The sequence below is a fragment of the Streptomyces acidicola genome (assembly GCF_009377235.1).
In the GTDB taxonomy this organism is placed as follows: domain Bacteria; phylum Actinomycetota; class Actinomycetes; order Streptomycetales; family Streptomycetaceae; genus Streptomyces; species Streptomyces acidicola.
This window is the reverse complement of record NZ_VMNX01000119.1, coordinates 1-21,525: the sequence shown is the minus strand read 5'-3', so window position 1 is coordinate 21,525 and position 21,525 is coordinate 1. Positions and strand designations below refer to the sequence as shown.

Here is a 21,525-nt window from a genome sequence, read left to right as displayed (position 1 = left end):
CCACGAATGCGGGTGAATGCCCCTCAAGGCTCCGGAGTCAAGCCTACGGCGTGTGAACGGGGTGCGTTACTCGCCCTTGGCCTTCGCGATGATCTCCTCGGCGACGTTCCGCGGAACCTCGGCGTAGGAGTCGAACTGCATCGAGTAGCTCGCGCGACCCGACGTCTTGCTGCGGAGGTCGCCGACGTAGCCGAACATCTCCGACAGCGGAACCAGGCCCTTCACGACGCGGGCACCGGCACGCTCCTCCATGGCCTGGATCTGGCCACGACGGGAGTTGATGTCGCCGATGACCTCGCCCATGTAGTCCTCGGGCGTGGTGACCTCAACGGCCATCATCGGCTCCAGCAGCACGGGGCTGGCCTTGCGCGCGGCCTCCTTGAAGGCCTGCGAACCGGCGATCTTGAACGCCAGCTCGGAGGAGTCGACCTCGTGGTAGCCACCGTCGATCAGCGTGACGCGCACGCCGGTCATCTCGTAGCCCGCGAGGATGCCGAACTGCATGGCCTCCTGCGCACCGGCGTCGACCGAAGGGATGTACTCCTTCGGGATACGACCACCGGTCACCTTGTTCACGAACTCGTACGAGGCGTCGCCGCCCTCGATCGGCTCGATCGCGATCTGCACCTTGGCGAACTGGCCGGTACCACCAGTCTGCTTCTTGTGCGTGTAGTCGACGCGCTCGACGGCCTTGCGGATCGTCTCGCGGTACGCGACCTGCGGCTTGCCGACGTTGGCCTCGACCTTGAACTCACGGCGCATACGGTCGACCAGCACCTCGAGGTGCAGCTCGCCCATACCACCGATGATGGTCTGGCCGGTCTCCTCGTCGGAGTGAACCTGGAAGGAGGGGTCCTCCTCCGCGAGACGCTGGATGGCGACACCCAGCTTCTCCTGGTCACCCTTGGACTTGGGCTCGATGGCGACCTGGATCACCGGCGCCGGGAAGTCCATGGACTCCAGGATGACCGGGTTCTTGTCGTCGCTCAGCGTCTCACCGGTGGTGGTCTGCTTCAGGCCCATGACGGCGACGATGTCGCCGGCGCCCACCGAGTCGATCTCCTCACGCTTGTTGGCGTGCATGCGGTAGATCTTGCCGATGCGCTCCTTCTTGCCCTTGACGGAGTTCAGCACGGCGGTGCCGGACTCCAGGCGGCCCGAGTAGACCCGGACGAAGGTGAGCTTGCCGAGGTGCGGGTCGCTCATGATCTTGAACGCCAGCGCGGACAGCGGCTCGTCCTCGGACGGCTTGCGCTTGACGACCAGCTCGGGGTCCTTCACGTCGTGGCCCTCGATGGCCTCGACGTCGAGCGGGGTCGGCAGGTAGCGCACGACCGCGTCGAGCAGGGGCTGGACGCCCTTGTTCTTGAACGCGGTGCCACAGAACACCGGGGTGACCGTGGTGTCGCTGGACTTGCCGGACGCGATGGTGATGCGACGGATCGCGGCGTACAGCTGCTCCTCGGTGGGCTCCTGGCCCTCCAGGTACAGCTCCATGATCTCTTCGTCGTTCTCGGCGACGCCCTCGATCAGCTTGCCGCGGTACTCCTCGGCAGCCTCGGTGTGCGTGGCCGGGATGTCGACGACGTCGTACATCTCGCCCTTGGCGGCCTCGGCGGACCACACGAGCGCCTTCATGCGGACCAGGTCCACGACGCCCTTGAAGTCGGCCTCGGCACCGATCGGAAGCTGCATGACCAGCGGCTGCGCACCAAGGCGGTCCGAGATCATGTCGACGCAGCGGTGGAACTCGGCACCGGTGCGGTCCAGCTTGTTCACGAAGCAGATGCGCGGCACGCCGTAACGGTCGGCCTGACGCCACACCGTCTCGGACTGCGGCTCCACACCGGCGACACCGTCGAACACCGTGACGGCACCGTCGAGGACGCGCAGCGAGCGCTCCACCTCGACCGTGAAGTCGACGTGCCCCGGGGTGTCGATGATGTTGATCGTGTAGTCGTTGTCCTCGAGCGGCCAGTGACAGGTGGTGGCAGCAGAGGTGATCGTGATGCCACGCTCCTGCTCCTGCTCCATCCAGTCCATGGTGGCAGCGCCGTCGTGGACTTCACCGATCTTGTAGCTGACGCCGGTGTAGAAGAGGATCCGCTCGGTGGTGGTCGTCTTGCCCGCGTCGATGTGGGCCATGATCCCGATGTTGCGGACCTTGGCCAGGTCAAGTGAAGTGGTAGCCATAAGGCTTCAGTCTTCTCTCGGTCTCGATGGGGTCTGCGACTACCAGCGGTAGTGCGCGAAGGCCTTGTTGGACTCGGCCATCTTGTGGGTGTCCTCGCGCTTCTTCACCGCGGCACCGAGGCCGTTGGAGGCGTCGAGGAGTTCGTTGAGCAGACGCTCGGTCATGGTCTTCTCGCGACGGGCGCGGGAGTAACCGACCAGCCAGCGCAGGGCGAGCGTGTTGGCACGACCGGGCTTGACCTCGATCGGGACCTGGTAGGTCGCACCACCGACACGGCGGGACTTGACCTCAAGGGTCGGCTTGATGTTCTCAAGAGCGCGCTTGAGCGTGATGACCGGGTCGTTGCCGGTCTTCTCGCGCAGGCCCTCCATGGCGCCGTAGACGATGCGCTCGGCGGTGGAGCGCTTGCCGTTCAGCAGCACCTTGTTGATCAGGGAGGTCACCACAGGGGAGCCGTAAACCGGGTCGATGATGACCGGGCGCTTCGGGGCGGGGCCCTTACGAGGCATTCTTACTTCTCCTTCTTGGCGCCGTAACGGCTGCGGGCCTGCTTGCGGTTCTTGACACCCTGGGTGTCGAGCGAACCGCGGATGATCTTGTAGCGAACACCCGGCAGGTCCTTCACACGGCCACCGCGCACGAGCACGATGGAGTGCTCCTGCAGGTTGTGACCCTCACCCGGAATGTAGGCGGTGACCTCGATCCCGCTGGTCAGACGCACACGCGCGACCTTACGCAGGGCCGAGTTCGGCTTCTTCGGGGTGGTCGTGAACACACGCGTGCAGACGCCCCGACGCTGAGGAGAACCCTCAAGTGCGGGTGTCTTGTTCTTCTCGACCTTGTCCTGCCGGCCCTTGCGGACCAGCTGCTGGATCGTAGGCACTACTTCTCCGGTTTCTGTGTGCCGAAAGGTACAGCTAACCTGGAACGTCGCCGACCCACGCGGTCGGGTGTGTCGAATCCCGCAGACTCCCGCCGCAAGGCGAAAAGGGCGCAGATTACGGTGGCCGATGACGGCTCGCCATGCGGTTGATGGCACGCACGAGAGCCAGGGCACACCCCAGGCACAAGGTCTGAGCGTACCTACCTCATTCGCTGCGGTCAAAACAAATGGGCGCCGCCCGCATCACCATGCGGAACATGTCAAGACCCCATGCCGCACCTGATCTTCGAATCCACTGCCGGCGATCTTCTGTTACGGGGGTTCGCGCAGGTGGGGCCGGGGGACGCCGGCCCCGCCGCGATGGGGATCGCGACGATGAGCGCCCACCCCACGCCCCATCCGCGACCGACGGCCTGCGCGAGGACCAACTCCGCATGATCCGTGCCCAGATGGACCTGCTCAGCCAACTCCTCAGGCATCGCGGGCCAACGAACGATGACATCTGGCCCACGAGCCGCATCGAGCACTTGGGGCCCCGTGCACGGACTTGGATCGGATAGGTGTGCCGGGCTGAGGTCGTGGCCCCGTGCCGTACGCGCTCGCCCCCGTCGGGCGGCGCTCCGAGCCGCTGGCCGACGAACACGCGGGCGCGGCGTCCGACCAACGGCGGTGTGCAGTTCGTCGAGGAGAGCCCCGCTGACAGCCTTCACACACGCCGAAGGGCGGCCACCCCACAGGGTGACCGCCCTTCAGTGCTTCAGACGTACGCCTTACTGGTTGTACGGACCGTAGTCGTAGTCCTCCAGCGGCACGGCCTGGCCGGAGCCCGTGCCGAACGGCGAGTAGTCGATGTCGTCGTAGCCCACGGCCGAGTACATCGCGGCCTTGGCCTCCTCGGTCGGCTCGACCCGGATGTTGCGGTAGCGGGACAGACCCGTACCGGCCGGGATGAGCTTACCGATGATGACGTTCTCCTTGAGGCCGATCAGGGAGTCGGACTTGGCGTTGATCGCCGCGTCCGTGAGGACCCTGGTCGTCTCCTGGAAGGACGCCGCCGAAAGCCACGACTCGGTCGCCAGCGAGGCCTTGGTGATACCCATCAGCTGCGGACGGCCGGAGGCCGGGTGGCCGCCTTCCTGGACCACGCGACGGTTCTCGGTCTCGAACTTCGAGCGCTCCACGAGCTCGCCGGGCAGCAGCTCGGCGTCGCCGGACTCGATGATCGTCACACGGCGCAGCATCTGCCGGATGATGATCTCGATGTGCTTGTCGTGGATCGACACGCCCTGCGAGTTGTAGACCTTCTGGACCTCGCCGACCAGGTGGACCTGGACGGCACGCTGACCCAGGATGCGCAGCACGTCGTGCGGGTTGGTGGCACCCACGGTGAGCTGCTGGCCCACCTCGACGTGGTCGCCCTCACGGACCAGGACCTTGGCACGCTTCGAGATCGGGAACGCCGTCTCGTCGCTGCCGTCGTCCGGGGTGACGACGAGCTTCTTGGTCTTCTCGGTCTCCTCGATCCGCACGCGGCCGGAGGCCTCGGAGATCGGGGCGACACCCTTCGGGGTACGGGCCTCGAAGAGCTCGACGACACGGGGCAGACCCTGGGTGATGTCGTCACCGGCCACACCACCGGTGTGGAAGGTACGCATCGTCAGCTGGGTACCGGGCTCACCGATGGACTGGGCGGCGATGATGCCGACCGCCTCACCGATGTCGACCAGCTTGCCGGTGGCCAGCGAGCGGCCGTAGCACATGGCACAGGTGCCGACCTGAGACTCACAGGTCAGGATCGAACGGGTCTTGACCTGCTCGATCCCGTGGTGCACCAGCTGGTCGATGAGCACGTCGCCGAGGTCCACGTTGGCCGGCGCGATCACCTTGCCGTCGATGACGACGTCCTCGGCGAGCATGCGGGCGTAGACGCTGGTCTCGACATCATCGGTCTTGCGCAGCGTGCCGTCGGCACCGCGCTCGGCGATCTTCAGCTTCAGACCGCGCTCGGTGCCGCAGTCCTCCTCGCGGATGATGACGTCCTGCGACACGTCGACCAGACGACGGGTGAGGTAACCCGAGTCGGCGGTACGCAGAGCGGTGTCCGCCAGACCCTTACGGGCACCGTGCGTGGAGATGAAGTACTCCAGCACGGACAGACCCTCACGGAACGACGCCTTGATGGGCCGCGGGATGGTCTCGTTCTTGGCGTTCGACACCAGACCGCGCATACCGGCGATCTGGCGCATCTGCATCATGTTTCCTCGGGCACCCGAGTTCACCATCATGAAGATGGGGTTGGTCTTCGGGAAGTTCTCGTTCATGGCCTCGGCGACCTCGTTGGTCGCGTTGGTCCAGATCCCGATGAGCTCCTGGGTGCGCTCGTCCTTGGTGATCAGACCGCGCTCGTACTGCTTCTGGATCTTCTCGTCCGCGGCCTCCCACTTGGCGACGATCTCCTTCTTCGCCTCGGGGACGACGACGTCGGAGATGGCCACGGTGACACCGGAACGGGTCGCCCAGAAGAAGCCGGCCGCCTTCAGGTTGTCGAGCGTCGCCGCCACGATGACCTTGGGGTAGCGCTCGGCGAGGTCGTTGACGATCTCGGAGAGCTGCTTCTTGCCGACCTCGTAGTCGACGAACGGGTAGTCCTCGGGCAGCAGCTCGTTGAAGAGCGCGCGGCCCAGCGTGGTGTTCAGCCGGAAGCTGTCACCCTGCTGCCACTCCGGCTCGCCCTCCTCCTGAACCGGCGGGGTCCAGCCGCGCGGCGGGATGGTGCCCACCGGGAAGCGGATGTCCACGCGCGACTGCAGCGAGAGCTCGCCGGCGTCGAACGCCATGATCGCCTCGGCCACGGACGAGAACGAACGCTCCTCGCCCTTGACCTCCCGCATCTCGCCGTCGGTGGTGAGGAAGAACAGACCGAGGACCATGTCCTGGGTCGGCATCGTCACCGGACGGCCGTCGGCGGGCTTGAGGATGTTGTTCGAGGACAGCATCAGGATGCGGGCCTCGGCCTGCGCCTCCGCGGACAGCGGCAGGTGCACGGCCATCTGGTCACCGTCGAAGTCCGCGTTGAACGCGGTGCAGACGAGCGGGTGGATCTGGATGGCCTTGCCCTCGACCAGCTGCGGCTCGAAGGCCTGGATGCCGAGGCGGTGCAGCGTGGGCGCACGGTTCAGCAGAACCGGGTGCTCCGCGATGACCTCTTCCAGCACGTCGTACACGACCGTACGGCCGCGCTCGACCATGCGCTTGGCGCTCTTGATGTTCTGCGCGTGGTTCAGGTCCACCAGGCGCTTCATCACGAACGGCTTGAAGAGCTCCAGCGCCATCGCCTTGGGCAGACCGCACTGGTGCAGCTTCAGCTGCGGACCGACGACGATCACGGAACGGGCCGAGTAGTCGACGCGCTTACCGAGCAGGTTCTGACGGAAACGACCCTGCTTACCCTTCAGCATGTCGCTGAGGGACTTCAGCGGACGGTTACCGGGACCGGTGACCGGACGGCCGCGGCGGCCGTTGTCGAAGAGGGCGTCAACAGCCTCCTGAAGCATGCGCTTCTCGTTGTTGACGATGATCTCCGGGGCACCGAGGTCCAGGAGCCTCTTCAGACGGTTGTTGCGGTTGATGACACGGCGGTACAGGTCGTTCAGGTCGGAGGTCGCGAAGCGGCCACCGTCCAGCTGCACCATCGGACGCAGGTCCGGCGGGATGACCGGCACGCAGTCGAGCACCATGCCCTTGGGGCTGTTGCTGGTCTGCAGGAACGCGGAGACGACCTTCAGGCGCTTGAGCGCACGGGTCTTCTTCTGGCCCTTGCCGGTACGGATGATCTCGCGGAGGCGCTCGGCCTCCTCGTCCAGGTCGAAGGACTCCAGGCGCTTCTGCAGCGCCGCGGCGCCCATCGAACCGTCGAAGTACGTGCCGAAGCGGTCACGCAGCTCGCGGTAGAGGAGCTCGTCGCCCTCCAGGTCCTGGACCTTGAGGTTCTTGAACCGGGTCCAGACCTCGTCGAGGCGGTCGATCTCGCGCTGCGCACGGTCGCGCAGCTGCTTCATCTCACGCTCGGCGCCCTCGCGCACCTTGCGGCGCACGTCGGCCTTGGCGCCCTCGGCCTCCAGCTCGGCCAGGTCGGTCTCGAGCTTCTTGGCGCGGGCCTCCAGGTCGGCGTCCCGGCGGTTCTCGATCTGCTGCCGCTCGACGGAGACGTGCGCCTCCAGGGAGGGCAGGTCACGCGTACGGCGCTCCTCGTCGACGTACGTGATCATGTACGCCGCGAAGTAGATGACCTTCTCCAGGTCCTTCGGAGCGAGGTCGAGCAGGTAGCCGAGGCGCGAGGGAACGCCCTTGAAGTACCAGATGTGCGTGACGGGAGCGGCCAGCTCGATGTGGCCCATCCGCTCACGGCGCACCTTGGCGCGAGTCACCTCGACGCCGCAGCGCTCACAGATGATGCCCTTGAAGCGGACGCGCTTGTACTTGCCGCAGTAGCACTCCCAGTCCCGGGTGGGGCCGAAGATCTTCTCGCAGAAGAGTCCGTCCTTTTCGGGCTTGAGGGTGCGGTAGTTGATGGTCTCGGGCTTCTTGACCTCGCCGTGGCTCCACTGACGGATGTCGTCAGCGGTGGCCAGGCCGATCCGGAGCTCGTCGAAGAAGTTGACGTCGAGCACTATGCGTCAATCCCTCTCAGGGTTGTAAGTCTTGGGGTCTGAAACGGGGGTCCCGGGGCCGGCGGACCTTGATCGCTCAAGGTCCGCCGGACTCCCGTCAGACCTCTTCGACGCTGCTCGGCTCGCGCCGGGACAGGTCGATGCCGAGCTCCTCCGCAGCGCGGAAGACGTCCTCGTCGGTGTCACGCATCTCGATGGACATACCGTCGCTGGACAGCACCTCCACGTTCAGGCAAAGGGACTGCATCTCCTTGATGAGCACCTTGAAGGACTCGGGGATGCCGGGCTCGGGGATGTTCTCGCCCTTGACGATGGCCTCGTAGACCTTCACGCGGCCGGTGACGTCGTCGGACTTGATGGTCAGCAGCTCCTGGAGGGCGTACGCGGCGCCATAGGCCTCCAGCGCCCACACCTCCATCTCGCCGAACCGCTGGCCACCGAACTGGGCCTTACCACCCAGCGGCTGCTGGGTGATCATCGAGTACGGGCCGGTCGAGCGGGCGTGCAGCTTGTCGTCGACCAGGTGGTGCAGCTTGAGGATGTACATGTAGCCGACCGAGATCGGCTCCGGGAACGGCTCGCCGGAGCGGCCGTCGAACAGCGGCGCCTTGCCGGACGGGAGCACCATGCGCTCGCCGTCGCGGTTCGGGATCGTGTGGTTCAGCAGACCCGCGAGCTCGTCCTCGCGCGCACCGTCGAAGACGGGGGTCGCGACGTTCGTGCCCGGGTCGACCCGGTCGGCCTCGATGGCCTGCAGGCGCTGCGCCCAGTCGTCCGCGAGGCCGGAGACGTCCCAGCCGCGGCTGGCGAGCCAGCCGAGGTGGATCTCCAGGACCTGTCCCGGGTTCATTCGGGACGGGACACCCAGCGGGTTGAGGATGATGTCGACCGGGGTGCCGTCCTCCAGGAACGGCATGTCCTCGATCGGCAGGATCTTGGAGATGACACCCTTGTTGCCGTGACGGCCGGCGAGCTTGTCACCGTCGGTGATCTTGCGCTTCTGCGCCACGTACACGCGCACAAGCTGGTTCACACCCGGGGGAAGCTCGTCGCCCTCCTCGCGGTCGAAGACGCGGACGCCGATGACCTTGCCGGTCTCGCCGTGCGGCACCTTCAGCGAGGTGTCACGGACCTCACGGGCCTTCTCACCGAAGATCGCGCGCAGCAGGCGCTCCTCCGGCGTCAGCTCGGTCTCACCCTTCGGGGTCACCTTGCCGACGAGGATGTCACCGGCGATGACCTCGGCACCGATGCGGATGATGCCGCGCTCGTCGAGGTCGGCGAGGACCTCCTCGGAGACGTTCGGGATGTCCCGGGTGATCTCCTCGGGGCCGAGCTTGGTGTCACGGGCGTCGACCTCGTGCTCCTCGATGTGGATCGAGGAGAGGACGTCGTCCTGCACGAGGCGCTGCGACAGGATGATCGCGTCCTCGTAGTTGTGACCCTCCCACGGCATGAACGCGACCAGCAGGTTCTTGCCGAGCGCCATCTCGCCGTTCTGGGTGGCCGGACCGTCGGCGAGGACCTGGCCCTCGATGACGCGGTCGCCCTCGTTGACGATGACCTTCTGGTTGACCGAGGTGCCTTGGTTGGAACGGGCGAACTTGGCCAGGCGGTACGTGATGTACGTGCCGTCGTCGTTGGCCGTGGTGATGTAGTCCGCGGAGACCTCCTGGACCACACCCGCCTTCTCGGCCTTGACCACGTCGCCGGCGTCGACGGCGGAGCGGTACTCCATGCCGGTGCCGACGAGCGGGGACTCGGACTTGATCAGCGGCACGGCCTGACGCATCATGTTCGCGCCCATGAGGGCACGGTTGGCGTCGTCGTGCTCGAGGAAGGGGATCATGGCGGTCGCGACCGACACCATCTGGCGCGGCGAGACGTCCATGTAGTCGACGTCCTCGGGACTGACGTAGTCGACCTCACCGCCACGGCGGCGCACCAGGACGCGCGCCTCGGCGAAGCGGAGCTCGTCCGTCAGCGTGGCGTTGGCCTGCGCGATGACGTACCGGTCCTCTTCGTCGGCCGTGAGGTAGTCGACCTCGTCGGTGACCTGACCGTTGTTGACCTTGCGGTACGGGGTCTCGACGAAACCGAACGCGTTGACCCGGCCGTACGAGGCCAGCGAGCCGATCAGACCGATGTTCGGGCCTTCAGGGGTCTCGATCGGGCACATGCGGCCGTAGTGCGACGGGTGCACGTCACGGACCTCGAAGCCGGCCCGCTCACGGGAGAGACCACCCGGACCAAGGGCCGACAGACGGCGCTTGTGGGTGAGACCCGACAGCGGGTTGTTCTGGTCCATGAACTGCGACAGCTGGCTGGTGCCGAAGAACTCCTTGATGGAGGCGACGACCGGCCGGATGTTGATCAGCGTCTGCGGCGTGATCGCCTCGACGTCCTGCGTGGTCATGCGCTCGCGGACGACACGCTCCATACGCGCCAGACCCGTACGGACCTGGTTCTGGATGAGCTCGCCGACGTTGCGCAGACGGCGGTTGCCGAAGTGGTCGATGTCGTCGGTCTCGACGACGATCTGCGTGCCGTTGTCGCCGACCGTCTCGATCTCGCCCGCGTGCAGCTTCACCAGGTACTTGATCGTCGAGATGACGTCCTCGACGGTCAGGACGCCCGCGTCGAGCGGAGCGTCCGCACCCAGCTTCTTGTTGACCTTGTAGCGGCCGACCTTGGCGAGGTCGTAGCGCTTGGGGTTGAAGTACAGGTTCTCCAGCAGCGTCTGCGCGGCCTCACGCGTGGGGGGCTCGCCCGGACGCAGCTTGCGGTAGATGTCGAGCAGCGCGTCGTCCTGGCCCTGGGTGTGGTCCTTCTCCAGGGTGGCGCGCATGGACTCGTACTCGCCGAACTCCTCGAGGATCTGCTCGGTGGTCCAGCCGAGCGCCTTGAGGAGGACGGTCACGGACTGCTTGCGCTTGCGGTCGATGCGGACACCGACCATGTCGCGCTTGTCGATCTCCATCTCCAGCCAGGCACCCCGGGACGGGATGATCTTGGCGGAGAAGATGTCCTTGTCGGACGTCTTGTCGATCGAGGAGTCGAAGTAGACACCGGGCGAACGGACCAGCTGCGACACCACGACACGCTCGGTGCCGTTGATGACGAACGTGCCCTTGTTCGTCATGAGCGGGAAGTCGCCCATGAAGACGGTCTGGGACTTGATCTCGCCGGTCTCGTTGTTGGTGAACTCGGCCGTGACGAAGAGGGGCGCGGCGTAGGTGAAGTCGCGCTCCTTGCACTCGTCGATGGAGTTCTTCGACGGCTCGAAGCGGTGGTCGCGGAACGTCAGCGACATCGACCCGGAGAAGTCCTCGATCGGGGAGATCTCCTCGAAGATCTCCTCCAGACCGGACTTGGTGGGGACGTCCTGACCGGACTCCAGAGCCTCCTCGACCCGACTCTGCCAGGCGGTGTTGCCGAGCAGCCAGTCGAAGCTCTCGGTCTGCAGCGCGAGCAGGTTGGGAACCTCGAGAGGCTCCTTGATCTTTGCAAAGGAGATGCGCAGCGGGGCGGTGCTGGCGCCGTTGTTCATATTCGCGTTCGAGGCAGTGCGCGAGGCGGCCAAGAGGGGGTCCTTCCGAGGGCTCGGACTCACTACGCGCGTACCGGCCCCCTCGACCACACACAGAGAAGGAAAGTCCCAGGTCAGGGACGCTTCAATCGTCGGTGCTCGGGCGAGGGCAGGTTCCTGGTGACGGGCAGGAAACAGCTAACAGGCAGCGCAAAGGGTCAGTGTAGCCACTTGGCCCACTGATGTCCAGTGCGGGTTTGCGGACCTTCGAAAACCCTCGTTGTTCGTCAACACCTGCGACAAGCCACGCCCTCGATGCACATCGATACTTCCCTCTTCGTCGTCGATCCATGCCTCGGATGCGGATCGTTGTGACGACGCGTCCTGAGAATTGCGCGCTGCGTGCAGTTCGTCAAGGCCCCCTAGCCCGAACCGCGTGCCGCGATCGTCACTCGCAGCCGGTCACCGGGGTGCCCGGAGGCACAACGAAGATCACCATACTCGTCGGAACCCACAGTGCAAGGCAGCCGTCCGACAACGTCCGGAACGCCGAAGGGCGACCACCCACTTGGGTGATCGCCCTTCAGTGCGTCTGCGTTACAGCCCCACGGAGGAACTGCGCGGCGTCAGGATCCGTACGGACCCCTGAGGTCTTACTTGACCTCGACGGAGGCGCCGGCGCCCTTGAGGGACTCGGCGGCCTTCTCGGCGGCGTCCTTGGCGACCTTCTCGAGGACGGGCTTCGGGGCGCCGTCCACCAGGTCCTTGGCCTCCTTCAGGCCGAGCGAGGTCAGCTCACGCACGACCTTGATGACCTGGATCTTCTTGTCGCCGGCGCCGGTGAGGATGACGTCGAACTCGTCCTGCTCCTCAGCGGCCTCGACCGGGGCGCCCGGGGCGGCGGGGCCCGCGACGGCGACCGCGGCGGCGGCGGTGACGTCGAACTTCTCCTCGAACGCCTTCACGAACTCGGAGAGCTGGATGAGGGTCATGCCCTCGAACTCGGCGAGCAGTTCGTCCTGGGTGAGAGCCACGATGGCTTTCCTTCCACTAATTCGGCTGGTGCCGGATGTACATGTCTGGCGGGCGTACGTTCGGCCCGCTACGACCGTTGCCTTCGGCGGGCTGCCTCAGGCGGCGGTCATTTCGCGAGCCGAATTACTCGGCACCGCCCTGCTCGTCCTGCTTGGCACGAAGCGCGTCCACGGTGCGGACGAGCTTCGACGGGAGCGCCTGGAAGACCTGAGCAGCCTGCGTCTGCTTGCCCTTCAGGGCGCCCGCCAGCTTGGCGAGCAGAACCTCGCGGGACTCGAGGTCCGCAAGCTTCTTGATCTCGTCGGCGGACAACGCCTTGCCGTCAAGGACACCGCCCTTGATGACGAGGTTCGGGTTGTCCTTGGCGAAGTCACGAAGACCCTTGGCCGACTCCACCGGGTCACCGGTGACGAAGGCGACCGCCGTCGGACCGTTGAACAGGTCGTCGAGCGTGTTGATCCCGGCCGCGTTGGCCGCGATCTTGGTCAGCGTGTTCTTCACCACGGCGTACTCGGAGTTCTCACCGAGCGAACGGCGCAGCGTCTTGAGCTGGGCCACGGTGAGACCCCGGTACTCGGTCAGCACAGCGGCGTTCGAGCTGCGGAACTTGTCCGTGAGCTCGGCTACCGCGGCAGCCTTGTCGGGCGTCGGCATAGAGCGTCGGCCTCCTTCCGGGTGATGAGGACCGCTCGGAAGGGGCCGGCATAAACGAAACGCCCCGGCGCAGGCGCACGGGGCGTAGCTCGACCGGACGAATTCCATCGGGAAACGGAACCGGTCCAGGAGCACTTCCACAGTCACCTGCGCGGGTCGTCCGCAGTTCAAGCGGATCCTTCGGCCGCCGGGCCCTCCGAGGAGTGCCACGGCAACGACCAGCGGTCTTTGGCTTCTGGGTGAGCGTAGATGACACGGGGCGTGTCAAGCAAATCCGTTCGGCCGCGCCCCTGTGGACGGGGCACGGCCGTGGACGGACGTCAGCCCTGCTGGGCCGCCTCCATCATCTCGCCGAGGTCCATCGTGTCCTTGGCCGGCGGGGCCTCCACGGTCACCGGCTTGTTGTAGTCGAGGAACGTGATGGTCATGTCGAGCGGGCCCTTGTCGGCCTCGCCCTTCATGCGGAACTGCTTGGTGTGGTCCTCGTCGTCGATCCACATGTCCATCGTGAGGCTGTCGATGCCCATGTCCTCGTACTGCTTGATGGCCTTCTCGCGCTGCTCGCGGGTGGCCTTGTCCTCGTCCTTGAGGGACGCGCGGAACTGGTCGAGGGTGACCGTGCCCTTGTAGTGGGTGGTCTCGACGCCGTCGACGGTCTCGGTGCCGACCTCCTTCACGTCCTTGGAGCCGGTGAGGAAGGTGGACTGCTGGGCCGGGTTCTCGTCGGCCTGGGCGCCCAGCGAGTCGCCGCCCATGGCTTCGGCGTCCTTCCCGAGCGCGTCCATGTCGAACTTGATCCAGCGCTTTCCGTCCATCTCCTTCGCGGCCTCGGCGCCTCCGTCGAGGTACATGGCCTTGTCGACGAGCCGGATCTCGACCTCGTTGGCCTCGCTCTGGTCGAGCGCCGCCATCTTCATGCTCATGGCAATCGTTGGCTTCATGCGCATCTGCGCCTCGCCCTTGATGCGCCCCTGCTCCGGGACCTCGCCGGTCATCCGGTAGCTCAGAGAGGTGATGTCGTCCGTGTTCTTCGCCGCCTTCGCCACGGCCGCCGCGGGCGTCATCTTCGGAGACTCCTCCTTCGCGGAGTCGCTTCCGGTCTCCTTCCCACAGGCGACCGCTCCACCGCTGAGCAGCAGGGCGGCGAGCGCCGCGCCCGTCACCTTCTGACGCATGGATCCGTACACAGAAATCCCCATGAGTCCCCCCAAGGAACGCTTGATCGATTCATAGCAAGACCGAGAGCGTATACCAGGCGGATACCTGTGTCCCCCGGACTTTCTCCCCGCCCGGTGTGGCCCGCTTCACGCGCCCGGCAAGGGCGCTGGGCTACGTCATGGAGCGATGCGGTCGCCACCGCTAAAAGGGACGAGCCCCGCACCTCGAAAGGTTGCGGGGCTCGCTGACCGGAACGCCTGCGCGAACCGACTACCGAAAAGAGCGTAGGGCTCAGACGGCGGCCGGGTCCTCCTCGGTGAGGAGGTTGCGGGTGCGGTTGGGGTCCACCGGGATGCCGGGGCCGATCGTGGTGGTGATGGCGGCCTTCTTGATGTAGCGGCCCTTGGCGGCGGACGGCTTCAGACGGAGGATCTCCTCCAGCGCCGCGCCGTAGTTCTCCACCAGCTTGCTGTCGTCGAACGACGTCTTGCCGATGATGAAGTGCAGGTTCGAGTGCTTGTCGACGCGGAACTCGATCTTGCCGCCCTTGATGTCGTTGACGGCCTTGGTGACGTCCGGGGTCACGGTGCCCGTCTTGGGGTTCGGCATGAGACCACGGGGACCGAGCACGCGGCCGAGGCGGCCGACCTTGCCCATGAGGTCCGGGGTGGCGACGACGGCGTCGAAGTCCAGACGCCCCTTCGACACCTCGTCGATCAGCTCGTCGGAGCCGACGATGTCGGCGCCCGCGGCGCGTGCGGCCTCGGCACGGTCACCGGTCGCGAAGACCAGGACCCGGGCGGTCTTACCGGTGCCGTGCGGGAGGTTCACGGTGCCACGGACCATCTGGTCGGCCTTGCGCGGGTCGACACCCAGGCGGAAGGCGACCTCGACGGTGCCGTCGAACTTGGTCGTGGAGGTCTCCTTGGCGAGACGGACGGCCTCGAGCGGGGCGTACAGCTTCTCCCGGTCGATCTTGGCGTCCGCAGCGCGGAGAGCCTTGCTGCGCTTGCTCACAACTGCTCCTGTGTGTTCTGAAAGGAGTCGTGGTACGGGCCGAGCAGGCCCTGCCACGTGCGGCTGCCTGTTCGGCAGCTGCATGGTTCTACGAAGGTGGGGTTCAGCCCTCGACCGTGACGCCCATGGAACGCGCGGTACCGGCGATGATCTTCGCGGCGGCGTCCAGGTCGTTGGCGTTGAGGTCGGGCAGCTTGGTCTGGGCGATCTCGCGGACCTGCGCCTCGGTGATCTTGGCGACCTTGGTCTTGTGCGGCTCGCCGGAGCCCTTCTCCACGCCCGCGGCCTTGAGGATCATCTTGGCGGCCGGCGGCGTCTTGGTGATGAAGGTGAAGGAGCGGTCCTCGTAGACCGTGATCTCCACCGGGATGACCCAACCGCGCTGCGACTCGGTCGCGGCGTTGTAGGCCTTGCAGAACTCCATGATGTTGACGCCGTGCTGACCCAGCGCCGGGCCGACCGGCGGAGCCGGGTTCGCGGCACCGGCCTGGATCTGGAGCTTGATGAGCCCCGTGACCTTCTTCTTCTTGGGAGGCATTGCTCTCCGGGTCCTTTCGATTCGAGTGCGCCTCCGCCCGGGTCGCGTCCCGGATGAAGGCATACCGCGCAACGATAACGGGTATAGATGCACGGCCAAAAACCGCGCAGGTCAGACCGGCTACGAGAGCCTGCCTGACCTGCGCGGAAGCGATAAGTCCAGAAGTCCGGGAGTTCCGGTCGTGGAACCAGTTCTTGTGGAACTAGTTCTTCTGGATCTGGTCGAAGCTGAGCTCGACCGGCGTCTCGCGGCCGAAGATCTCGACGAGACCCTTGACCTTCTTCGAGTCGGGGTTGATCTCGTTGATGGTCGCCTGGAGTGTGGCGAACGGGCCGTCGGTGACGGTGACCGAGTCGCCGACCTCGAAGTCCAGCACCTGGACCTCGACCTTGCGGGCCGGAGCCGGCCTGCCCTCGGCCTCGGCGGCCTCACGGGCGGCCTTCTCCTCGGCCTCCGGGGCGAGCATCTTGACGATCTCGTCGAGCGTCAGCGGGTACGGGTCGTAGGCGTTGCCCACGAAGCCGGTGACGCCGGGCGTGTTGCGGACGACGCCCCAGGACTCGTTCGTCAGGTCCATGCGCACCAGGACGTAGCCGGGGAGCTTGTTCTGACGGATGGTCTTGCGGTCGCCGTTCTTGATCTGGACGACCTCCTCCTGCGGCACCTCGGCCTGGAAGATGTAGTCCTCGACGTTCAGCGAGACGGCGCGCTGCTCCAGGTTGGTCTTCACGCGGTTCTCGTAGCCGGCGTACGTGTGGATGACGTACCACTCGCCGGGCAGAGTCCGCAGTTCCTCGCGCAGCGCGGCGACGGGATCGACGGGCTCGGCCTCCTCCGCGGCGGCCTCACTCTCGTCCTCGTCCTCGGCCTCGGCATGCACGGCGGTTTCCTCGGCCGGCTTCCCCGCCTTGGCTTCGGCAGCCTCGTCCTCGTCGACCTCGTCCGCTCCCTTGACGATGTCGAGCTCGTCGTCCACGGACTCGACACCTTCCCCACGAGGCTCGATGGCGTCGTTCACGTTCGGGTCAGACACGGTGGCTGCTTCTTCCTGGATTCATGGCGGTGGAACACGCGAAAGGGGCGCCGGGTACGGCGCCCTTCGCTTTCGGCTCAGCCGAAGACGTACTTGGCGGCCTTGTCGAGTCCGAAGTCAATCACAGTCACCAGACCGATCATGATGACGACGAAGACGATCACCACGGTCGTATACGTCGTCAGCTGAGAGCGGGTCGGCCAGACGACCTTGCGGAGCTCCGCGACGATCTGGCGGTAGAACAGGGCCAGGCGCTTGAAGGGGCCCTTCTTGGCGCGCTTGCCGCCCTTACGGGTCTTCTTCGACTCCGGCGCCTCATCCTGGGCATCAGGCATGTCGATGGAGCCCACGGCGTCCGTCACTCGTCCTCACCTGATTCCGGGTCGTGGCCGTGCCGCGCCCGGTCTGAGCCGCACGGCGGTGCAGTGCTGTACGTACATGCGCACACTTCCTGGCGTAAGGAGTGTGTTGCAGGGCCGGAGGGACTTGAACCCCCAACCGCTGGTTTTGGAGACCAGTGCTCTACCAATTGAGCTACGACCCTTTGGTTCCCCCCAAACGTACCGCATCCGCCCGAGTGCTCGGTGTGCACCGGGTGAGCGCGGCCCGCAGAGGCCAACGAGGTGAGAGTGTACGTGCTCCCGGGCCGGTCGTCGAACGGAAAGTGCCTGTGGATGCTTTCCCGGCGGAAGATCGGCGGCGGATCGCCCGGATAACGACCATGCCGCCGCCCACCTCCGGACGGTTGTTCCCATCCCGTCGGCCGGTCGGTCGCGGCCTGCCACGGCACCGAGGTCGCATTCGCTCAGGCAAGTGCCTTGGAGACAGGCTGAGTCGACCGGCAAGTGAAACCGGCGTGCCGCGGGCGTTTCGTGTCTGAAACGATGGGGTCATGAGCGCTGCTACCTCTCCCACCGAGCGCCGGGTCTCCGCCCGAGTCGGCGCGATCTCCGAGTCCGCCACCCTCGCCGTGGACGCCAAGGCCAAGGCCCTCAAGGCCGCCGGGCGTCCGGTGATCGGCTTCGGCGCCGGCGAGCCCGACTTCCCGACCCCGGACTACATCGTCGAGGCGGCCGTCGAGGCCTGCAAGAACCCGAAGTACCACCGCTACACGCCTGCGGGCGGTCTGCCCGAGCTGAAGGCCGCGATCGCCGCGAAGACGCTGCGGGACTCTGGCTACGAGGTCGACGCCTCCCAGATCCTGGTCACCAACGGCGGCAAGCAGGCCATCTACGAGGCCTTCGCCGCGATCCTCGACCCGGGCGACGAGGTCATCGTCCCGGCGCCGTACTGGACGACGTACCCGGAGTCGATCCGCCTCGCCGGCGGTGTCCCGGTCGAGGTCGTCGCGGACGAGACCACGGGCTACCGGGTCTCGGTCGAGCAGCTGGAGGCCGCCCGCACGGAGAAGACCAAGGTCGTCCTCTTCGTGTCGCCGTCCAACCCGACCGGCTCCGTGTACAGCGAGGCCGAGACCGAGGCGATCGGCCACTGGGCCGTCGAGCACGGCCTGTGGGTGCTCACGGACGAGATCTACGAGCACCTGGTCTACGGCGACGCGCGCTCCGTGTCCCTCCCCGCGATCCTGCCGGAGCTGCGCGACAAGTGCATCGTGGTCAACGGCGTCGCCAAGACCTACGCGATGACCGGCTGGCGCGTGGGCTGGGTCATCGGCCCGAAGGACGTCGTCAAGGCCGCGACCAACCTCCAGTCGCACGCCACGTCGAACGTCTCGAACGTCGCCCAGGTGGCCGCGATCGCCGCCGTCTCGGGCGACCTGACGGCCGTCGCCAAGATGCGTGAGGCCTTCGACCGCCGCCGCCGGACCATCGTGCGGATGCTCAACGAGATCGACGGCGTGCTCTGCCCGGAGCCCGAGGGCGCCTTCTACGCGTACCCCTCCGTGAAGGGCCTCATCGGCAAGGAGATCCGCGGCAGGCGTCCGCAGAACACCGTCGAACTGGCCGCGCTCATCCTGGAGGAGGCCGAGGTCGCGGTCGTCCCGGGCGAGGCGTTCGGCACGCCGGGGTACCTGCGACTGTCGTACGCGCTCGGTGACGAGGATCTCGTCGAGGGCGTGAGCCGCATCCAGAAGCTGCTGGCCGAGGCTACGGACTGACGTTCTTCGTACGTCTCAGGGACGTTGTTGCGACGTCGTTCTTGTTTTTCGCGCACCACGCGCGCGGCTGGAGCCCACCGACTCACGTGAGGAGGTGGGCTCCACCCTTTTCGTCGTCTTTGCGTGCGAGCAAGACCACGATCGGGGAAAGCGCTACCGATGCGGCGGCGGCGTACGGCACGATCCTTGAATGGAGCACGTACGTGATGTCTCTGAGCTGCCCAAGGCTCATCTGCACCTGCACTTCACCGGGTCGATGCGGCCCGCAACCGTCCTGGAACTCGCCGACAAGTACGGCGTGCGGCTGCCCGAGGCTCTGACCGGAGCGCTGACCACCGGGGAGCCGCCGAAGCTGCGGGCGACGGACGAGCGGGGCTGGTTCCGCTTCCAGCGGCTGTACGACGCGGCGCGGTCCTGCCTCAGAGAGCCCGAGGACATCCAGCGGCTGGTGCGCGAGGCCGCCGAGGAGGACATCAGGGACGGCTCCGGCTGGCTGGAGATCCAGGTCGACCCCACGTCGTACGCGCCCCGGCTGGGCGGGCTCATCCCGGCCCTGGAGATCATCCTGGACGCGGTGGACACGGCCGTGCGCGAGACGGGTCTCGGGATGCGCGTCCTCGTCGCCGCGAACCGTATGAAGCACCCGCTGGACGCGCGCACGCTGGCGCGGCTGGCTGTGCGGTACGCCGACCGCGGCATCGTCGGTTTCGGCCTCTCCAACGACGAGCGGCGGGGCATGGCGCGGGACTTCGACCGGGCGTTCGCGATCGCGCGGGACGGCGGGCTGCTGTCGGCACCGCACGGCGGTGAGCTGACCGGCCCGTCGTCGGTCCGGGACTGCCTGGACGATCTGCACGCCTCACGGATCGGGCACGGGGTGCGCGCGGCGGAGGACCCGCGGCTGCTGAGGCGGCTCGCCGAGCGGGGGGTCACCTGCGAGGTGTGCCCGGCCTCCAACGTCGCTCTCGGCGTCTACGAGAAGCCCGAGGACGTCCCCCTGCGAACGCTGTTCGAGGCCGGGGTCCCGATGGCGCTCGGCGCGGACGACCCCCTGTTGTTCGGTTCACGCCTCGCGGCCCAGTACGAGATCGCCCGCCGTCACCACGGTTTCACGGACGCCGAACTGGCCGAGCTGGCCCGCCAGTCGGTACGGGGCTCGGCGGCCCCGGACGACATGAAGGCGAAGCTGCTGTCGGGGGTGGACGACTGGCTCGCCGCGTAAGTCCGGCTCAGCGGGGTCCGTCGGCGACCGACACGCCGCGCAGGAGGGTGCGGGCCAGGGCGGGCGCGAAGGTGTCCAGCGGCGGGGGGGCGCCCTCCTCCGTGGCGTCGTAGGCGAACGCGCGCTGGGCGCAGGCGCCGAGGAGGAGCGAGGCGGCCGCGAAGGTGTCGGCGTCCGGGTGGATGCGGCCCGCGCGCTGTTCGGCGCGCAGGTACGCGTCCAGGCCCTGGATCGGCATGTGCGGGCCCACTCCCATCTTCCGCATGGACTCCTCGTGCCGGCGCTTGAGCTGGGTCTCGGCGTACAGGGAGGCGGCGATCGGGAAGCTCTGCTCGTAGAAGAGAGCCGCCTGGCGGACGATCTCCGTGAGGTTCTCCTCGACGGTCCGCTGCTCCGGCTCGGCGGTGAGCCTGTCCAGGAGTGGCCCGAGTCTGGGCAGCCGCTCCTGGAGCACACGGATGAAGAGCTCCTCCTTGCTCGCGAAGTACTTGTAGAGCGCGGCCTCCGAGCAGCCGGCAGCCCTGGCGATCTCCTTGGTGGTGGTCCGTGCGAGGCCCACGGTGAGCATCAGTTCGTGGGCGGCGTCGAGGATGCGGATCCGGGCGGGTTTCTGCTGCACGGCGCTCCCTGTGCGATACGGACGGAGGACTTGACGGGTGGGTGAGTGCTTACCCACTCTAGAGGTGAGTGAACACTTACCCACTTTGGGAGGGCACATGAAGCTCACGGTGTTCGGCGCCACGGGCGGCGTCGGTCAGGAGGTGGTCCGCCAGGCACTCTCCGCGGGCCACCAGGTCACAGCGGTGGTACGGGACCCGGCCCGGCTCACCGTGACGGGTTCCGGACTGGAGGTGGTCCGCGCGGACCTCACGGCTGCGGAGACGTTGCGCCCCGTGGTGGCGGGCAGGGACGCGGTGCTGTCCGGTCTCGGCGCCCGGTCGCGCAAGGACGCGGGGGTAGCGTCCCGGCTGACGCGCACCGTCCTGGAGGCCATGGACGCCGAGGGCGTACGCCGGATCGTGGTGGTGAGCGCGTTCCCGCTCGCCGAGCCGTCGCCGGGCGCCCCGGTCATCGACCGCGCCGCGCGCTCGGTGTTGTGGACGGTCCTGAAGGATGTCTACGAGGACCTGCGGGAGACGGAGGGCGAGCTGTCCCGCAGTGCCGCGGACTGGACGGCGGTACGCCCGCCCCGGCTGACGAACGGCCCTCTGACCGGCACCTACCGCACGGTCATCGGCGGCAACCCACCCAAGGGCCGGACCCTCTCCCGCGCGGACGTGGCCCACGCGATGCTGACGGCGACCGCCGACCCGGCGACGGTGAAGCAGCCGGTCGGGGTGGCCTACTAGGGCCTGTACGGAGTCGTGATCAGCGACTTGGCTGAAGGCTGCGGATCCAGATGACGGCGCCTCGTAGGTGGAGTCCGGCAAGGTAGCTCTCGGGGGTCTTGTCATAGCGGGTGGCAATGCCGCG

16 protein-coding genes and 1 tRNA gene are annotated in these 21,525 nt (G+C 66.8%); 3 read left to right on the top strand and 14 right to left on the bottom strand.

Annotated features, from left to right (window positions below; translation table 11 throughout):
- Positions 1-66 precede the first annotated feature (66 nt).
- The 13 genes from fusA to FPZ41_RS27080 form a co-directional block, all read right to left on the bottom strand.
- Complete coding sequence (gene fusA / locus FPZ41_RS27145) at positions 67-2,193, bottom strand: elongation factor G (RefSeq protein ID WP_152866288.1); 2,127 nt, start codon at positions 2,191-2,193, stop codon at positions 67-69.
- Positions 2,194-2,232: 39 nt separating this feature from the next.
- On the bottom strand, positions 2,233-2,703 hold the full coding sequence (rpsG, locus tag FPZ41_RS27140) for a 30S ribosomal protein S7 (protein ID WP_152866287.1): 471 nt from the start codon (positions 2,701-2,703) through the stop codon (positions 2,233-2,235).
- 2 nt (positions 2,704-2,705) lie between these two features.
- Positions 2,706-3,077, bottom strand: a complete 372-nt coding sequence (gene rpsL, locus FPZ41_RS27135; RefSeq protein ID WP_003948652.1) for a 30S ribosomal protein S12 — start codon at positions 3,075-3,077, stop codon at positions 2,706-2,708.
- Positions 3,078-3,847: 770 nt separating this feature from the next.
- Positions 3,848-7,747 carry a DNA-directed RNA polymerase subunit beta' gene (locus FPZ41_RS27130; RefSeq protein WP_322620790.1) on the bottom strand — a complete coding sequence of 1,300 codons (3,900 nt, stop codon included), beginning with the start codon at positions 7,745-7,747 and terminating at the stop codon, positions 3,848-3,850.
- A 97-nt stretch (positions 7,748-7,844) separates the two neighbouring features.
- A complete protein-coding gene (gene rpoB, locus FPZ41_RS27125; protein ID WP_152866286.1) occupies positions 7,845-11,330 on the bottom strand; it encodes a DNA-directed RNA polymerase subunit beta in 3,486 nt (1,161 codons plus the stop codon).
- Between the two features lie 599 nt (positions 11,331-11,929).
- Positions 11,930-12,313: a 50S ribosomal protein L7/L12 gene (gene rplL / locus FPZ41_RS27115; protein ID WP_322620791.1), complete on the bottom strand. Its 384-nt coding sequence runs from the start codon at positions 12,311-12,313 to the stop codon at positions 11,930-11,932.
- Between the two features lie 121 nt (positions 12,314-12,434).
- Positions 12,435-12,965, bottom strand: coding sequence for a 50S ribosomal protein L10 (gene rplJ, locus FPZ41_RS27110; RefSeq protein WP_131561440.1), 531 nt, complete (start codon positions 12,963-12,965; stop codon positions 12,435-12,437).
- Between the two features lie 320 nt (positions 12,966-13,285).
- On the bottom strand, positions 13,286-14,140 hold the full coding sequence (locus tag FPZ41_RS27105; RefSeq protein WP_194236230.1) for a LolA-like protein: 855 nt from the start codon (positions 14,138-14,140) through the stop codon (positions 13,286-13,288).
- A gap of 274 nt (positions 14,141-14,414) precedes the next feature.
- Positions 14,415-15,140, bottom strand: coding sequence for a 50S ribosomal protein L1 (rplA, locus tag FPZ41_RS27100; RefSeq protein WP_322620789.1), 726 nt, complete (start codon positions 15,138-15,140; stop codon positions 14,415-14,417).
- A gap of 103 nt (positions 15,141-15,243) precedes the next feature.
- Positions 15,244-15,678 carry a 50S ribosomal protein L11 gene (rplK, locus tag FPZ41_RS27095; protein ID WP_019756559.1) on the bottom strand — a complete coding sequence of 145 codons (435 nt, stop codon included), beginning with the start codon at positions 15,676-15,678 and terminating at the stop codon, positions 15,244-15,246.
- 202 nt (positions 15,679-15,880) lie between these two features.
- On the bottom strand, positions 15,881-16,711 hold the full coding sequence (gene nusG / locus FPZ41_RS27090; protein WP_322620788.1) for a transcription termination/antitermination protein NusG: 831 nt from the start codon (positions 16,709-16,711) through the stop codon (positions 15,881-15,883).
- Positions 16,712-16,788: 77 nt separating this feature from the next.
- Positions 16,789-17,073 (bottom strand): preprotein translocase subunit SecE, encoded by a 285-nt coding sequence (gene secE / locus FPZ41_RS27085; protein WP_131561432.1) that lies wholly within the window; start codon positions 17,071-17,073, stop codon positions 16,789-16,791.
- 109 nt (positions 17,074-17,182) lie between these two features.
- Positions 17,183-17,255: transfer RNA gene (locus FPZ41_RS27080), tRNA-Trp, on the bottom strand.
- Positions 17,256-17,603: 348 nt separating this feature from the next.
- Between FPZ41_RS27080 and FPZ41_RS27075 the strand changes: the two genes are divergently transcribed.
- Both FPZ41_RS27075 and FPZ41_RS27070 read left to right on the top strand, forming a co-directional pair.
- Positions 17,604-18,830, top strand: a complete 1,227-nt coding sequence (locus FPZ41_RS27075) for a pyridoxal phosphate-dependent aminotransferase (RefSeq protein WP_152866284.1) — start codon at positions 17,604-17,606, stop codon at positions 18,828-18,830.
- Between the two features lie 190 nt (positions 18,831-19,020).
- Complete coding sequence (locus FPZ41_RS27070) at positions 19,021-20,052, top strand: adenosine deaminase (protein WP_152866283.1); 1,032 nt, start codon at positions 19,021-19,023, stop codon at positions 20,050-20,052.
- A gap of 7 nt (positions 20,053-20,059) precedes the next feature.
- Here the strand turns inward: FPZ41_RS27070 and FPZ41_RS27065 are convergent, their stop codons facing one another.
- Positions 20,060-20,671, bottom strand: coding sequence for a TetR/AcrR family transcriptional regulator (locus FPZ41_RS27065; RefSeq protein WP_322620787.1), 612 nt, complete (start codon positions 20,669-20,671; stop codon positions 20,060-20,062).
- Positions 20,672-20,768: 97 nt separating this feature from the next.
- On the opposite strand from FPZ41_RS27065, the gene FPZ41_RS27060 reads away from it, so the two are divergent.
- Positions 20,769-21,401 (top strand): NAD(P)-dependent oxidoreductase, encoded by a 633-nt coding sequence (locus FPZ41_RS27060; protein WP_152866282.1) that lies wholly within the window; start codon positions 20,769-20,771, stop codon positions 21,399-21,401.
- Positions 21,402-21,525 lie beyond the last annotated feature (124 nt).

Excerpts from the sequence above, each read along its gene's own strand:
- fusA (WP_152866288.1), bottom strand. The coding sequence starts at position 2,193 with ATGGCTACCACTTCACTTGACCTGGCCAAGGTCCGCAACATCGGGATC.
- rpsG (WP_152866287.1), bottom strand. The coding sequence starts at position 2,703 with ATGCCTCGTAAGGGCCCCGCCCCGAAGCGCCCGGTCATCATCGACCCG.
- rplJ (WP_131561440.1), bottom strand. The coding sequence starts at position 12,965 with ATGCCGACGCCCGACAAGGCTGCCGCGGTAGCCGAGCTCACGGACAAG.
- FPZ41_RS27105 (WP_194236230.1), bottom strand. The coding sequence starts at position 14,140 with ATGCGTCAGAAGGTGACGGGCGCGGCGCTCGCCGCCCTGCTGCTCAGC.
- rplK (WP_019756559.1), bottom strand. The coding sequence starts at position 15,678 with ATGCCTCCCAAGAAGAAGAAGGTCACGGGGCTCATCAAGCTCCAGATC.
- FPZ41_RS27075 (WP_152866284.1), top strand. The coding sequence starts at position 17,604 with ATGAGCGCTGCTACCTCTCCCACCGAGCGCCGGGTCTCCGCCCGAGTC.
- FPZ41_RS27070 (WP_152866283.1), top strand. The coding sequence starts at position 19,021 with ATGGAGCACGTACGTGATGTCTCTGAGCTGCCCAAGGCTCATCTGCAC.
- FPZ41_RS27060 (WP_152866282.1), top strand. The coding sequence starts at position 20,769 with ATGAAGCTCACGGTGTTCGGCGCCACGGGCGGCGTCGGTCAGGAGGTG.